The sequence below is a fragment of the Lysobacter yangpyeongensis genome, assembly GCF_042655745.1.
Taxonomy (GTDB): Bacteria; Pseudomonadota; Gammaproteobacteria; order Xanthomonadales; family Xanthomonadaceae; genus Agrilutibacter; species Agrilutibacter yangpyeongensis.
Genome location: NZ_JBHSNM010000001.1, coordinates 320,304 through 334,955, shown reverse-complemented (window position 1 = coordinate 334,955; position 14,652 = coordinate 320,304). Strand labels below are relative to the sequence as shown.

Here is a 14,652-nt window from a genome sequence, read left to right as displayed (position 1 = left end):
GAACCCCCATGTCCCGCCCAACACGCCCCCTCGTCCACGCCGGGCTGCTGTCGCTGTTCCTCCCTCCGGTGGTGGTGGCTGCGACGCATGACGAGAACAACGCCGCGCACGCCCGCTGCGCGGGAACGACCCAGGCCGGCGCCCTCGCCCCGGTACCGGCGGATCCCTATCCGCTCATGGCCGCCGGATGGGGGCCGGAGTCGGGCCGCGGCCTGATGGCCAGCCGGTGGGCCGAAGACTGGTCGGGCGTGCGGAATGCGGGTCGCGCACCGGCTTTCAAGGCCATGGCGCTGGGCGATGCGGCCCGTCTCACCCTCAGCTCGGAAGTGCGGTTGCGCCATGCGGTTTCGGACAACGCGAAACTCGTACGCGGCGACGATTTCGCGCAGACGCAACTGCGCGCGATCGTCGGCGCCGACCTGCGGGTCGATCCGCACCTGCGCGTCTATGGCGAACTCGGCACCGCCCGGGTCGACACGCGGCGCGCCACCGCGACACCCAACTTCCGCAACGACCTCGCCCTGCAGCAACTGTTCGCGGACATGCACGTCGTCGGCAGGCGCGACGGCGCGGGCGATACCCTGCTCGGCGTAATGATCGGCCGCCAGGAATTTTCCGACGGCCCGCGCCAGCTCATCAGCCTGAGCGATGGGCCCAACCTGCACCGGTCCTGGAATGGCGTGCGGCTGTATGCGCACGGCGCACGGTATCGGGTCGGCGCCTTCGACCTGCGGGCGACGCGGCTCGGTCATGGCGGATTCGACGAGACAACGGATCACGCCGAGGCTTTGCGTGGGCTGACGGCCAGCTTCATCGTGTCGCGCGGCGAGGGCCCGAACACCTATCTGGATCCCTTCTGGTTCCACACCACGAATCCGCGATTGCGCGTGGCCGGCCGGACCGGTCGCGACGACCGCGACACGATCGGTGCGCGCCTGTGGGGCCGCGTTGGAGCGGCACGATTCGACTGGACGGCCGTGCGCCAAAGCGGCAACTCCATCGATGGGCGACGCATCGATGCCTGGGGCATATTCGCCGTACAGAGCCTGGCGTTGTCCGACGACGGCTGGAAAGCGCGCATGACCTCGCGCGTCGACGTCGCCTCCGGTGGCGGCGCCTATGGCTCCGGTCCGATCCGCGACTTCCATCCGCTGTACGCAAGTTCCAACTATCTCGGCGAAGGCCAGTTCCTCGGCCTGAGCAACCTGTTGATGGTCACGCCCGGCATCGCGCTTTCGCCGACGCCCCACACCACGCTGTCCTTCGAGTACGGCCACGCGCGCCGGCTGCGCACGAACGACGCGGTCTATGCCGGTGGCCTGCGCGCATACGCCGGCACGCAGGACGTCTCCGGCCACGACGTCGGCCGCCTGGCCCGCGTGTCGGGCAACTGGAACGCGACGCCGAACCTGTCGCTGTCGATGAATGTCGAGCACTTCGCCACGGGCGATGCGCTCGCGCGCGCCGGCTATCCCTCGGGCCACTACGCCTACGTCTCCGCCACCTACCGCTACTGAGATCGCCATGAACGACGCCTCCATTCATGCTGCATCCGACACGACCCATAACGCGTTGCCGTTGGCGACCGCATCGCGCCACTTCGAAGCACGCCTGGACTTCTTCGCTTTCGGACCCGACGCCATGCAGGCCATGGGCGCACCGGAACAGCGCATCGCGCGTTCCGGCCTGGCAAAATCCCTGATCGAACTCATCCGCCTGCGCGTCTCCCAGATCAACGGCTGTGCCTACTGCATCGACAAGCACGCCAGCGCTGCACGCAGTCTCGGGATCGACGAACGCCGGCTCATGCTGTTGCCGGTGTGGTGCGATACCCTCCTCTTCACCGACTCCGAGCGCGCTGCGCTGGCGTGGGCGGAGGCGCTGACCCGCGTCGCGGATTCGCAGGTGCCGGACGAAACCTGGGAACACGCGAAGCGCTGGTTCCTGCCGTCGCAGCTGGTCGACCTCACGCTGGTGGTGACGACGACCAACGCCTGGAACCGCTTCGCCGTCGGCTTTCGCAAGCGGCCGCTCTGAACAGCCATGGGCGCCCTTGACAATGCCCGGCGACCGCGGGCTTCGCATGCCCGGACCCGCGGCAGGAGCAGCGGTGATGCCGTGCGCAATGCCGAGCGCTGCATCGACGTGCTTTCCGCCCGGCCTCCCGGCGCCAAACCCATATCCCGGTGGAGCAGATCCTCATGAAATGGTTGAAGCGGCTTGCGCTCGTGCTTGTCATCGTCGTCGTGGCCGGCATCGCCCTGGCGATCGGGACGGCGCGACGTACGGAAAGACCCGTCGGCTTCCAGGTCGTGCGCGTCGACAGCCCCGGCGGTCCGGTGGCCGTGGCCCTGTGGTATCCCACCTCTGGCACGCCGTGGCCGACGACCTTCCTGGGCGGCCAGTTGCTCAGCGTGGCTCGCAACGGTCCGGTGGCGGGAGAGCGATTGCCGGTAGTGCTGATCTCGCATGGCAACGGCGGCAGCGCGCTGAGCCACGTCGATCTCGCCATGGAACTGGCGAGCTCGGGGTACGTCGTCGCCGCGCCCACGCATGCCGGCGACAACTACGCCGACCAGAGCCGCCAAAGTTCGCCGGCGCTCTTCAGCCAGCGCGCGCAGCAGATGCGTTCCACGCTCGACCACGTTCTCGGTCCCTGGTCCGGCGCATCGCACGTGGATCGCGATCGGGTCGGCGCCTTCGGCATGTCCGCCGGCGCCTTCACCGTCCTCACGCTTGCGGGCGGCGTGCCGAGGATGGCCGCCATTCCGGAGCACTGCAGCCGGACGCCCGAATTCATCTGCACGGCGTTCGCGCAGGTCGGGTCGCCGCTGCTGGCTGGCGCGCAGGGCGCGGGCCACTTCAGCTCCGATCCGCGCATCAAGGCCGTTGTACTCGCCGCGCCGGGCCTGGGCTTCACGTTCGCACCGGATGGCCTGTCGGGCGTGCGCGTGCCGGTGCAGCTGTGGAGCGGCGATCGCGATGAGACCGTGCCGTTCGCCAGCAATGCCGGCATCGTGGCCGCGGGTCTGGGCGATCGCGTCGAAGCGCACCGGATCGCCGGCGCCACGCACCTGTCCTTCCTTGCACCCTGCGGCCTGATGCAGCCGCCTGCGTTGTGCGCCGACCCGAAGGGATTCGATCGCGCGGCGGCGCACACGGCCATGAACGCGGAGGTGATCCGCTTTTTCGATTCGCACCTGCCCGCATCGGCGATCGCGCGGTGAGCGCCGGGACGCGACAGAACGCAATCAAGCCATGCCGAGCGCGCGTCACGCCATCGAAGGTTCGCGCGCGCTCGTTTCCGCCGCCTGCTTGACGCGGTTGCGTCCACTGGCCTTGGCGACATAGAGCTGCCGATCGGCCTCGGCGAGCATCGCGGACAACCCGCCACCGACATCCGGACACACGCCGATGCTCACGGTGAGGCGGACGCTGCGGCCATCGCCCAGCGGCACGCTCATGGCTTCGATGCCGGCGCGCAGCGATTCGAAATACGCAGCCGCAGCGTCGCCCCGCAGACCGGGTGCGAGCAGCACGAATTCCTCGCCACCGAAACGCGCCGGCAGATCCTGACCGCGCGCGTGCTGCGCCACCGCGTTCGCCACTGCCTTGATCGCAAGATCGCCGGCGTCGTGGCCATGGCTGTCGTTGATGTGCTTGAAGTGATCGATGTCGATCATCGCCACCGACAGACCCCGTGCGCGCGCCCCCTCGAACATCTTCGCGCCCAGGTCGAAGAAGTGCCGGCGATTCGGCAAGCCGGTCAGGAAGTCGCGCGTGGCCAGGTCCTGCAGCGTGCCGATCAGGTCGAGGTTGTCGACGTTCTGCGACACGCGGCAGAAGAATTCCTCGCCCGACCACGGCTTGTGCAGGAAGTCGTTGGCCCCGTGCTTGAGGAACTGCGCGACCAGCGGCGCGGTGCCGGAACCGGACACGCCGATGATCGCGAGGCGGTCGCGCGCGTGGGTCCGGCGCAGGTGGCGGATCAGTTCGATGCCGTGCATGCCCGGCATCTCGTAGTCGGTGATCACCAGGCGGATGCCGGGGTCGGCCGCGATGGCCAGCAGCGCGTCGGCGCCGTTCGCGGCTTCGGCGACCTGGAATCCGTACAGGCGCAGGCGCGAACTCGCCAGCGCACGCGCCGCCGGCGAATCGTCCACGACCAGCGCGCCGATGCGGCGGTTGCGCTCGAGGCGCTGCGCCAGCCACACCAGGTAATCGATGCTGCCCGGCGTGTCCTTCAGCACGCAGTCCACGATCGGCTGCGCCTGCAGCTTCTGCCGGATGGCGTCGTCGTAGGCGCCCGACACCACCACCAGCGGCAAGCCGGTCGAAACGAAGAAGCCGAGGATCGCGTCGGCGTCCGCATCGGCCAGCACCAGCCCGGTGAAGACCAGGAAGTGGCGGTCCGATCCGGCCAGCGCCTGCCGGGCCTCGGCCAGCGACGCGACCACGGTGACCGGCAGCCCCAGGCGCTCGCCGATCGAGGCCGACAGCATTGCCGCGAACGAGCGCGAATTGTCGACGAGCAGGATCGCGTCGCCTGGATGCCCGTCGGGAACTGCTGCTGGAGTGCGGAAGAGTGGTTGCACGGCGCCGGATGCGATATCGCTGCCAGTCCGTTATCGACCGTACGCGGGCGTCCTGAACGGTGAACCGCGTCCGGCGCGTCGGTGAGGCTGAACGGTAAAGGCAACCCGCCTCCGCGCGCCTGCAGCGGTGCCGGCCGCTGCGCGCTCAGCCCCGCCAGTTCGCGTGCGTGCGCCAGAACTCGACGCTGCGGCGGTAGGCCTCGCGATCCAGCGGCACGCCGGAGCCACCTTCGTCCACGCCCAGGGCGTTGCGCATCATCGTCACCGGCGCCATGGGCGTCTCGACCGGCTCGGCGGTGTACATGCAGCCCACCACACCCCAGTCGGCTTCGATGTTCGTGCCCTCCTTCGCCAGTTGTTCGCGGCTGTAGAGGATCGCGATCAGGTAGTCGGCGACCGGCGGCTCCAGGCCCTCGAACCAGCGCACCAGCACCGGCAATTCGTCCTGTGTGCGGGCTTCGTAGTCGGAGCGCAGCAGGTGGCGGTTGGCATCGGTGATCGGCACCGCCAGACAGCGCGTGGAAGTCCAGTTGCGATGCACGTGCAGCTTGCAGAACGGCGCGTAGCCGTCGAGCACGCGCAGCGGCGGCACGTCGTTGAGGTGCCGCTCGAACTGATCGGGCGTGCAGTCCTGGATCGTGTTGCGTCGCGGCTCGCGCGGGAACAGGCGGGGACGGGCGAAATCGGTCAGGACGATGGACATGCGCGAGCGGCGGGATCGGGAAACCGGCCGGCATTATCGGGCACCAGGGCACGTCTCCGATCACGAGGGCATGTCGCGATGGCATGACCGCCGGCACCTGTCACGCGCGTCGTGCGCCTGCTAGCTTGCGCGCTGCTTCTCCAACAGCCCAAAGGACACAGGCCCCCATGACCAGTTGGTATTTCCATTCCGGCACCGGCGACCGCATCGGACCGTTCGAGGACGCCCCGGCGCAGCAGTACGCGCAGCAGCATCCCGGTCACTTCTGCTGGCGCGAAGGCTTCACCGGCTGGCGACCGATCGCCGAGGTCGCCGAACTGCGTCCCGCCGCGCCGCCCGAACACCTCCCGCCGCCGCTGCCCGGCGCGTCGGGCGCACGCAGCACGCCGCGCAACGACGACATCGACTACCGCATCGTCGGCAACGACATGCAGTTCGTCGAAGTCGAACTCGATCCGGGCGAAAGCGCCATCGCCGAAGCCGGCGCGCTGATGTACAAGGACGCGGCGGTGGAGATGAACACCGTCTTCGGCAGCGGCGCGCAGTCGGGCCAGGGTGGCGGCTTCCTCGACAAGCTGATGACCGCCGGCAAGCGCGTCATCACCGGCGAGAGCCTGTTCACCACCGTCTACACGCACACCGGCAGCGGCAAGGCGCGTGTCGCGTTCGCGGCCCCGTATCCGGGCACGGTGCTGGCGATGAAGCTCGACGAGCACAACGGCCGCCTGATCTGCCAGAAGGACAGCTTCCTCGCCGGTGCGCGCGGCGTGCAGGTCGGCATCCACTTCCAGCGCAAGATCCTCACCGGCCTGTTCGGCGGCGAAGGTTTCATCATGCAGAAGCTGGAAGGCGACGGCTGGGTCTTCGTGCACGCCGGCGGCACCGTGGTCGAACGCGAACTGCGCGCAGGCGAACGCATCGACGTCGACACCGGCTGCGTCATGGCCTTCCACGACAGCGTCAGCATGGACGTGCGCGCGGTCGGCGGCATCAAGAGCATGTTGTTCGGCGGCGAAGGCGTGTTCCTTGCGACGCTCACCGGCCCCGGCAAGGTCTGGCTGCAATCGCTGCCGTTCTCGCGCATGGCCGGCCGCATGCTCGCCGCGGCGCCGCAACGCGGTGGCGGCCGCGACGAAGGCTCGGTACTCGGCGGCCTTGGCCGCCTGCTGGACGGCGACAACAACTTCTGAGTGAAGGGATCCTGCAGTGCTCCTGCGCGGTCGTGCCGCGCAGGAGGACCGGCTGCAGCAAACGCGCTCGAACTGCACTGCTTCCTTACGTCGTGACGAACGATCGCGACGCGCTCGCCCCTCAACGCTCGATCAGCAAACGTCGCCCGGGATAGTCGATGACGAAGCGGCGATCCCCCAGCAGGTCCAGGCCCACGATCATCGCCGGCGCCTGATCCATGCCGATCGGCGCGAACACCGGCAGGTCGCTGATCGCCAGTTCGCTCGGGCGGAACCGCGTCGACCCGATCGCGATGACGTCGAACGTGCACAGGCTGTAGCGCACCGCATGCTGCGTGGCGCCGCCGGCCGTTTTCGCGGCGTCGCGTCGCGGCTGCGCGGAAACGCCGGCCGCATGTGCGGCACGCCAGTTCACGAAGGTCTTGCGCGCGCCGGTATCGAGCACCGCGGTGACCCTGGCGCCATCCAGCATCACGTCGAGCATGACCAGGCCGACACGCGGCATCAGGCGGATGGGCACGGCGTTCCAGCCTCGCCGGGAGGACGGCAACTCGCCCGGGTTGTAGAGGCCGAAGCGGTTGGCCGACAGGTCGAACTCGACCAGATAGCGGCCGAATACATCGCGCCCCAGCACACCCGTCACGTCGCGGCCGTGCTGGATTCCCTTGGGCAGCCCCGAAACCAGCAGGCGGTCCGCGCTCATGCCCGCCACCGACAGCGACGGCAAACGGTACCGCCGGACCTTCTGCGAACCACCGGCGCCATGCATTTCAATTTCGCTGCCCGGCTCCGCCGGCAAGCCCATGCGCAAGCGCGCATGCGCATACAGCGCACTTTCGCTGGCGCCCGTGTCGACGACGAACCATTGCTCGCCGAAGCCCGCGATGCGCACCCGCGTGACCAGATGCCCCTTGCTCGTGCGCGCGAGATCCTGACTACCCGCGTGGAGCGTCAGGGGCACCAGGAAAACGATCGTCAGCAGGAACTTCCAACGCTTCATCGGACGTACGCAGAGCAAGTGCCCGAAGCCTAGCCCTGCCATCCGCCGTTGGCCACCATGAAAGCTCAGGAAGGTGAACCCGGGCATTCCCGTCCCTACTCGCTGCCGCGCGCTGGCTTGCACTACACCGTTGCCGGACACGAGCGGGCCCATCGCCTACACTGCCCCTCCCTTTCGAGCGCACCGCCTTGGCCAAGCCCAACTATTCCTTCGAAAAGCGCCAGCGCGAGCTCGCCAGGAAGAAGCAGCAGGACGAAAAGCAGGCCAGGAAGCAGAAGGCACGCGACGCGGCCAAAGCCGCGGCCGATCCAGGTCCCGAGACTTCCGGAACGCCATGACCGACCCCACGCCCTCCGCGCCGCCCGCTCCGCAGATCTGGGTGGACGGCGACGCCTGCCCGGGCGTGATCAAGGACATCCTCTTCCGCGCCGCCGAGCGCGCGCGGGTGCAGGTCACGCTGGTTGCCAACCAATGGCTGCGCGTACCGACGTCACGCTACATCCGTGCGCTCCAGGTGCGGGGCGGCTTCGACGTGGCGGACGACGCCATCGTCGAACGCGCATCGGCTGGCGACCTGGTGGTCACGCAGGACATTCCACTCGCGGCCCGCGTGCTCGAAAAGGGCGCCATCGCGCTGAATCCGCGCGGCGAGCGCTATACCCCCGACACCATCGCGGAGCGACTGTCGATGCGCAATTTCATGGAAGAACTGCGCGGCGCCGGCATCCAGACCGGGGGCCCGGCCACGTTGCACGCACGCGATCGTCAGGCATTCGCGGGCGAACTCGATCGCTGGCTGCAACAACGCTGACGCACGGGCCGCGTACAAGGGCCCGCGACAGCGCCTTCAGGGCGCCGGCGCACCGAACCAGTGGCGCAGTGTCGCGACGAGCGACTGCGGATCGTCGCCCACCCACGCCACATGGCCGTCCGGCCGCAATAGCGCGGCAGGCGCGTCGAGTTCCTCGCTGGTCGCGACGACGTGGTCCACACGATCGTCCCAGCCCGTGACCGCGAGCCGGCTGGTCTGGTCCAGCAGCAGGCCGCGACCGCCGTGCATGCGCGCGTACAGGCGTCCGCCGTCGAGTGCGATGTCGCGCAGGCGCCGGCCCACCAGCGGGTGAGCGTCGCCGAAGTCGTAGCGGATGCCGATCGCGATGATTTTTTCGATCACATGCCGGTTCACTTCGGGAAAGTCCATCAGCTCCGACAGCAGCCGGCGCACGGCCTGGGGGCCAGGTTCCGTGGACAGCAGGAGCATCTGCGCGCGGGTGTTGTCGAGGACGTCCGCCGCCACCGGGCGGCGCTCGGTCTCGTAGCTGTCGAGCAGGTGCGACGGCGCCCAGCCGGCGACTTCCGCGGCCAGTTTCCAGCCGAGATTGAAGGCGTCCTGGATGCCGAGATTGAGCCCCTGCCCGCCCACGGGCGGATGCACGTGCGCCGCATCGCCCGCGAGCAGCACGCGATCGACGCGGTAACGCTCGGCCAGGCGCGTCGCATCGCCGAAGCGCGACAGCCAGCGCGGCGAATGCACGCCGAAATCGCTGCCGCCGATTGCGCGCAGCTGCTGCCGGAACTCGTCGAGCGTCGGCGGACTCGCGCGATCCTCCGCGACGCCCGCCGCCGGCACGATGACGCGATACAGGTCATCGCCGAGCGGCATGAAGCCGAACCGCTTCTGCGTCTTGCGGATTTCCAGCATGACCGCCATGAGCTCCTCGCGAGGCATGCTCACCGCCATTTCGCCGAGCAGCGTGTCGACCCGCGTGGGTTCGCCCGGAAAATCGACGCCGATCAGCCGGCGTACCGTGCTGCGGCCGCCGTCGCAGCCCACCGCGTAGCGCGCACGCAGCCGCGTGCCGTCTTCCAGTGCAACTGTCACGCCGTCGGCATCCTGCTCCAGTCCGACCAGCCCGCAACCGCGGCGCAGTTGCGCGCCGAGTTCAATCGCGCGCTCGGCGAGCAGACGATCGGTCCTGGGCTGAGGAATGCCGAGCACGTAGGCATGCGCGGTGTCGAGATTCTCCGGCGCGGACTTGGCCATGCCCGCGAAGAAGCCGCTGATCGGATGCTGCTTGCCCTGCGCGAGGAAGCGCTCCAGCAGACCGCGTTGATCCATCACTTCGATGCTGCGCGCATGCAGGCCGAGCGAGCGCACCACCGGGCTCGGCTCCGTGGCCTTTTCCACGACCACCACGTTCACGCCATGCAGCCGCAGTTCGCAGGCCAGCATCAGTCCGGTGGGACCACCGCCCACCACGATCACGTCGAATACCCGCATCGCGCCTCCCGCCGTCATGGATTCACCGGGCCGCGGACTCTGCATTGCGCGACGGGTCTTGCCGCAAGCCCCCGCAAGCGCGGTACATTGGCAACAGGGACGAAGAAGTGCTCCGTTCGGTTTTTTCACACGCTGAACACACCTGCACGAGGCCCGGGCGCTCCGGAACCGGAGTCGCCGGAATTCGGCACCGACGCCCGATGCGACCCGCGATCACCCCGTCCACCGCCGCGTGATCTTCTGGAAGAACTGGCTGTTGGGAATCTGCAGCATCGTGCCGTGCCTGTGGCCGTCGCCGGTGTCCGTCTCCTGCAGCGTCGTGTAGAGGAAGTTGATGTCGACCACGCGGCCCTTGAGGCCCGGCTTCTCGCCGTCCTCCAGCAACTCGATTTCATCGTGCAGGCGGAACGGTCGCGTGGTGACGATCAGCAAGGCGCAGAAGATGTTGGACAGCACGCTCCACGCGGCGAAGAACGCCACCGCGGCGACCGCGATGAAGCCGGTCAATGCCGTCCACAGCACGGCACCACTCACGCCCATGCGGCGCAGGATCAGCACGCCCGCCGCGACATACACCACGATGCCGAACAGGCGCCGCGCGCCGATGACGAGCTCCGGCGGCAGTTCGTAGCGATCGCACAGCCGCTTCACGCCGCCGCGCAACAGGCGGTTGAGCAGCCAGGCCACGGCGAGGATCAGCGCGGCCTCGGCGAGATTGAGCGAGATATCCAGGCCTGCGCCCGTCCAGCGCGGCGCAGTCGACATCCAGGGCAAGACGGACTCCGGCTTCATTCGGCACAGGCGGATGCACGTGAATCGCCAGTGTCGCCTCGCCGCCGTCAGCGAATGGCGAAAGTCCGTCGTTGCCTGCATGTCGATGCAATTCTTTGCGGCATTGGTCCATGTGGGCCTGAACCGGCAGGTGATCGAAGCGACGCGTTCACATCCGCGCAGGACAGTGGTGTAGGCTGGGGCTGCAGGAACGTTCCATTCGCGCGTCCCCCGACCTCGGTCCCGGCTTCGCTCCCCTCCACGCGCCACCACCCGTCCTGGGTGTGCATTCGGGAGCGCCGATGCCAGGCCATTCCATCCGCAAGTCCGTTTCGCCCCTCGGCCGGCGCCCTCGCCTGCGCATGTCACGCATCCGTTGCGAAGTGCGCGCATGACGACCGCCGCTCCCGCGAAGGCGCATTGCAGCAACTGCGACGCGGTGTGCTGCCGCCTGACGGTCGTGGTGATGCCCGAGGACAATATCCCGGGACATCTCACCACGCGCACCGATGCCGGATTGCGCGTCATGGCCCGCGACGAGGAAGGCTGGTGCGTCGCGCTCGACAGCGCGCGCATGTGCTGCTCGATCTACGCGACGCGTCCGGACATTTGTCGCAAGTTCGCGATGGCAGGCCCGTACTGCAACGACGTGCGCGCCGACTATGCCGATCGCCGCAGCCGCGGCATTCCCCTACTCCTCTATTGAGGCCACGCCATGACACGCACCCGCACTCCCGCCGCCAAGGCACCGTTCCAGCGCAAGGAACCGGACAAGCGCCCGCTGGACAGCTCACGCATCGCGGACGACATCGAGGCGTTCCAGTCGTCCGGTGGCCGCATCGAGGTCCTGGGCGTGACCCGCGTGCTGAAGAAGCTCGACGAAACCGCCGAGGCGCCCGCAACCCGGCCCGTGCAGCCACGCAGCGGCTCGCGACGATCATGAAGCGGCTGCACGCAGAGGGAGGGAGCATGAAACACCAGATCGCGATCTTCCGCTTCACGCTGGGGCCGCACCAGAGCATCGGCCCGGCCCTGCTCCACGCGTTGTGGGCCGCCGCGTGCCAGAGCCCGAACGTGAGCGTCGGCCGCCACGACGACCGTGCGAGCGGACGGGCCACGTACTCGCTGTATGCCTCACAGCAATTGCCCGATCTGCCGCTGGTGGAACTGCGCCTGCGCCAGGCACTGGATCGGCACCACCTGCGCGCGTCGCTGATCGTGTTGCATGCACACTGACTGACCGGCGTCGATGCGGACCAAAAAGAAAAGCCCCGCGAGCGGGGCTTTTCTGCGTACCGCGTAGCGACGCTCAGGGAGTCCCGCAGGTCGGACAGGTCGTGACCCGGCACGTGCACGTCGTCGGGTTCCACGTGCCGCCCTTGATCTCGCACTGCAGCGGGCCATTGAGCGGACAGGTCGGCGCGGGCGCGGACACCGGAGGCGCCTCGTAGTCGCGACGATCGTCGAACAGCTGCGACCAGCGTCCGTCGTAGCCCCCGTTCTGCGGCAGGTACCACGCGCCCACGAGCCACATGCCGGCTTCGTAGTGCTCGCGCGAATCCAGCGTGCCGGAGTGGACGAAGAAATCGTGCTGGCGCCAGTAGTTCCCGAGCGAACCGGCATCGCCGCTCGCCGTCGCGCGCGTGCGTCCGTAGCTGTCGCGGCCCGAACCATCGTAACCGCCGAAGTCGTCCGATCCGGAGGTGAAGTCATCGGCGTTCTCTTCGGCCGAATACGCACCCCAGAACCACGACTTCGCGATCACGCCTTCGCGGCCGTCGGTGCCGTCCGAGCTGTACGCATCGCGCGAGCCCAGGTAGAAGCGCTGCAGGCCGGCCGGCACTTCCGCGACGCCGGCTTCGCTGGCGAGCGCACTGTCGAGCAGCACGTCCTCGATGGCGTCGTCGGTCCAGCTGGTCCACCACGTCGTACCGCTCCACTGCGAAGCGAACACGTCGGCCAGGTCCTGCAGCTCGTACGTGATGCGCTTGACGTTCGACCACGTCGTCTGACTGTCGCGTCGCGAGGCCAGCGAGGACGCGCTGGAATAGCTGATCGGCTTCGCGTTCCAGGCCGTCACCGCTGCCGTGGAGGCTTCCGGCACCCAGACGTAATGCACGTTCTTGTCGTCGTCGTTGGTGACATCGACGTCGGCGGTGCCGTTGGTTGCCACGCTCGCGCTGATCGAGCTGTACGAGTCCTGCACGAAATGCAGTTCATGCGCATGCGTGCTGCCGATCCCCTTGTCCTCGTCCGCCTGCCAGATCAGCACGTGCTTGCCGGTGGCGACCTGCATGAACTTCAGGTCCGAGCTGCCGTTGCTGCGCATGACGTGATCGCCGTGGCTGGTCACGGTGACATGGCCGACGACTTCGCCCGCACCGCCGGGCGTGCCGGTCACGCCACGGACAGAGATTTCGATGCGCTCCCAGTCGTGGATGGCTTCGCCTTCCTTATCGACCGGATGGAAGACGTGGTAGAGCAGCAGCACGCCTTTGCTGCCGCCGTCCATGTACTCGACCATCGAGGCGTACAGCGTCGGCCGGATGCGCCAATTCTGATAGGCGCCCGAATTGGCGGCGCCCGCGGCGACGTAGCTCGACAGCAGGCTCGTCCAGGTGTAGCGGTTGTTGGAGAAATTCGCGTCGCGATCGAAGTCGTAGTTGGAAATCCAGTCGCGTCCCGGCTTGCTGCTGCTTTCCTCGGCGCGCTGCAGGATTACCGGCGCGTAGTAGTTCAGGTACGCCTGGCGCTGCGCCTGCGTCAGCGACCAGGCCTGCGCATGGGCCGCCCCGGGAACGAGCGCCGCCCCGAACAGCAACAGCAACGTGCACAGCAATCCCCTGGTTCGGGCAAACCGCAGCGCGGTTGAAAACGGATGTATCGACTGCATTGTCTAGCTCCTTTAGTCATGCCATTCGAGGGTCTTCACTTTCCGGTGGCCGCGCATGACGGCCACCTTCCTGCCGCCGCAAAGGCGCGACGGCAGGCACGAAGCGCCGGGACCCGGCGGCGCTCCCGATGCACCGGTTGCGTCTCCTGCATACGGGTGATGTCGCACGGCCGGATTGCCACGTGCGCGCAATGAGAGTTCGAGTTGCTACCTGCGACTCAGGGTAGCGAAGCCCGATTGCACCGGTTGAGACGGGTCGCGAAGTTCGCGCGCGGCGGGACACCATCAGCAGATCGAGCGCGCGGCGCGTTGGGCGGCGAAGTGGGCTTGCGCCTACCTACGCTCCTATGTTCCACCGGCCTGCTACGAGCGGAGGAACACCTGCCGCTGCGCGTCGAATGCGCGCCTGAAGGCCGGCCGTGCCTGGCCGCGGGCGACGTAGGCGGCAAGGTTCGGGTATTCCTCCAGCAATCCGGATCCTTCGAGCCGGAACAGCACCATCACCATCATCAGGTCGCCGGCACTGAACCTGCCATCGAGCCAGTCGGCATCACCCAGATGATGCGAGAGCCGGTCGAGCCGCTGGCGGATGTTCTTCTCCAGGATCGGCATGCGCTGCTCGTACCACGGCTCGCCACGCTCGAGGATCACCGCCATGCTGCGCTCGACGATCGGTGGTTCCACCGTGCTGAGTGCGGCGAACATCCACATGATCGCGCGCGCCCGTGCATTCGCGTCTTCGGGCAACAGGCGGGCATGCTGCTCGGCGATGCGGAGCACGATCGCACCGGACTCGAACAGGACGAGATCGCCATCCTCGTACGTCGGGATCTGTCCGAACGGATTCAGCGCCAGGTGCGCCGGCTGCTTCATTGCGTCGAACGACAGCAGCCGGACTTCGTAGGGCTTCTCCACTTCTTCCAGCGCCCAGCGCACGCGCATGTCGCGCGCGAGACCCCGGCCGCGATCGGGCGATTTTGCAAAGGCGGTGATGACAGGTGTCATGCGTTGGCTCCCTTGAGTCCGGTGGCGCCATCGCGCCTGATCGACTGCCTGGCCAGGCGCCTTTCACGAAAAAGTCGTTGCCAGCCGATCTTCACCAGCGGCATGTCTGCCGTATGCAAAGAACCTGCCGGCGGCGCGCCCTTGTCCCGACAACCGTTGCCCTGCTTCCGAGATGGACGAATCAGCGGGCATGTATTCGACACGGGGAGGCACC

16 protein-coding genes are annotated in these 14,652 nt (G+C 67.9%); 9 read left to right on the top strand and 7 right to left on the bottom strand.

Going from position 1 to position 14,652, the window contains the following annotated elements; all coding sequences use genetic code 11:
- The first annotated feature begins 8 nt into the window (after positions 1-8).
- From ACFPN1_RS01505 to ACFPN1_RS01495, 3 genes are all read left to right on the top strand, one after another.
- The gene (locus ACFPN1_RS01505) at positions 9-1,517 is read left to right on the top strand and encodes an alginate export family protein (RefSeq protein ID WP_386752385.1); all 1,509 of its coding nucleotides are present in this window, start codon (positions 9-11) and stop codon (positions 1,515-1,517) included.
- Between the two features lie 7 nt (positions 1,518-1,524).
- Entirely contained in the window at positions 1,525-2,037 is a 513-nt protein-coding gene (locus ACFPN1_RS01500; RefSeq protein WP_386752384.1) for a carboxymuconolactone decarboxylase family protein, read from the top strand.
- Between the two features lie 164 nt (positions 2,038-2,201).
- Positions 2,202-3,227: an alpha/beta hydrolase family protein gene (locus ACFPN1_RS01495; protein WP_386752382.1), complete on the top strand. Its 1,026-nt coding sequence runs from the start codon at positions 2,202-2,204 to the stop codon at positions 3,225-3,227.
- A 45-nt stretch (positions 3,228-3,272) separates the two neighbouring features.
- Here the strand turns inward: ACFPN1_RS01495 and ACFPN1_RS01490 are convergent, their stop codons facing one another.
- Positions 3,273-4,595 (bottom strand): diguanylate cyclase, encoded by a 1,323-nt coding sequence (locus tag ACFPN1_RS01490; RefSeq protein WP_386752381.1) that lies wholly within the window; start codon positions 4,593-4,595, stop codon positions 3,273-3,275.
- Positions 4,596-4,740: 145 nt separating this feature from the next.
- Complete coding sequence (locus tag ACFPN1_RS01485) at positions 4,741-5,298, bottom strand: DUF3228 family protein (protein WP_386752380.1); 558 nt, start codon at positions 5,296-5,298, stop codon at positions 4,741-4,743.
- Positions 5,299-5,465: 167 nt separating this feature from the next.
- Here ACFPN1_RS01485 and ACFPN1_RS01480 point away from each other — a divergent pair, with 167 nt between their 5' ends.
- Positions 5,466-6,488: a TIGR00266 family protein gene (locus ACFPN1_RS01480; protein WP_386752378.1), complete on the top strand. Its 1,023-nt coding sequence runs from the start codon at positions 5,466-5,468 to the stop codon at positions 6,486-6,488.
- Between the two features lie 121 nt (positions 6,489-6,609).
- On the opposite strand, the gene ACFPN1_RS01475 is transcribed toward ACFPN1_RS01480, so the two are convergent.
- Positions 6,610-7,575: an aspartyl protease family protein gene (locus tag ACFPN1_RS01475; protein WP_386752376.1), complete on the bottom strand. Its 966-nt coding sequence runs from the start codon at positions 7,573-7,575 to the stop codon at positions 6,610-6,612.
- 101 nt (positions 7,576-7,676) lie between these two features.
- Between ACFPN1_RS01475 and ACFPN1_RS01470 the strand changes: the two genes are divergently transcribed.
- Positions 7,677-7,826, top strand: coding sequence for a hypothetical protein (locus ACFPN1_RS01470; RefSeq protein ID WP_386752374.1), 150 nt, complete (start codon positions 7,677-7,679; stop codon positions 7,824-7,826).
- The gene (locus ACFPN1_RS01465) at positions 7,823-8,299 is read left to right on the top strand and encodes a YaiI/YqxD family protein (protein WP_386752372.1); all 477 of its coding nucleotides are present in this window, start codon (positions 7,823-7,825) and stop codon (positions 8,297-8,299) included. The genes ACFPN1_RS01470 and ACFPN1_RS01465 overlap by 4 nt, the downstream gene beginning before the upstream one ends.
- Positions 8,300-8,335: 36 nt before the next feature.
- Here the strand turns inward: ACFPN1_RS01465 and rox are convergent, their stop codons facing one another.
- Positions 8,336-9,787, bottom strand: a complete 1,452-nt coding sequence (rox, locus tag ACFPN1_RS01460; protein WP_386752370.1) for a rifampin monooxygenase — start codon at positions 9,785-9,787, stop codon at positions 8,336-8,338.
- 195 nt (positions 9,788-9,982) lie between these two features.
- Positions 9,983-10,534, bottom strand: coding sequence for a mechanosensitive ion channel domain-containing protein (locus tag ACFPN1_RS01455; RefSeq protein WP_386754004.1), 552 nt, complete (start codon positions 10,532-10,534; stop codon positions 9,983-9,985).
- 397 nt (positions 10,535-10,931) lie between these two features.
- On the opposite strand from ACFPN1_RS01455, the gene ACFPN1_RS01450 reads away from it, so the two are divergent.
- From ACFPN1_RS01450 to ACFPN1_RS01440, 3 genes are read left to right on the top strand one after another with little or no spacing between them, the layout of a single operon-like run.
- On the top strand, positions 10,932-11,246 hold the full coding sequence (locus tag ACFPN1_RS01450) for a YkgJ family cysteine cluster protein (RefSeq protein WP_386752368.1): 315 nt from the start codon (positions 10,932-10,934) through the stop codon (positions 11,244-11,246).
- Between the two features lie 9 nt (positions 11,247-11,255).
- Complete coding sequence (locus ACFPN1_RS01445; RefSeq protein ID WP_386752367.1) at positions 11,256-11,483, top strand: hypothetical protein; 228 nt, start codon at positions 11,256-11,258, stop codon at positions 11,481-11,483.
- Between the two features lie 26 nt (positions 11,484-11,509).
- Positions 11,510-11,776 (top strand): hypothetical protein, encoded by a 267-nt coding sequence (locus ACFPN1_RS01440; RefSeq protein ID WP_386752365.1) that lies wholly within the window; start codon positions 11,510-11,512, stop codon positions 11,774-11,776.
- A gap of 73 nt (positions 11,777-11,849) precedes the next feature.
- Here the strand turns inward: ACFPN1_RS01440 and ACFPN1_RS01435 are convergent, their stop codons facing one another.
- A complete protein-coding gene (locus ACFPN1_RS01435; protein WP_386752363.1) occupies positions 11,850-13,433 on the bottom strand; it encodes a hypothetical protein in 1,584 nt (527 codons plus the stop codon).
- A 363-nt stretch (positions 13,434-13,796) separates the two neighbouring features.
- On the bottom strand, positions 13,797-14,438 hold the full coding sequence (locus tag ACFPN1_RS01430; protein ID WP_386752362.1) for a glutathione S-transferase family protein: 642 nt from the start codon (positions 14,436-14,438) through the stop codon (positions 13,797-13,799).
- Positions 14,439-14,652 lie beyond the last annotated feature (214 nt).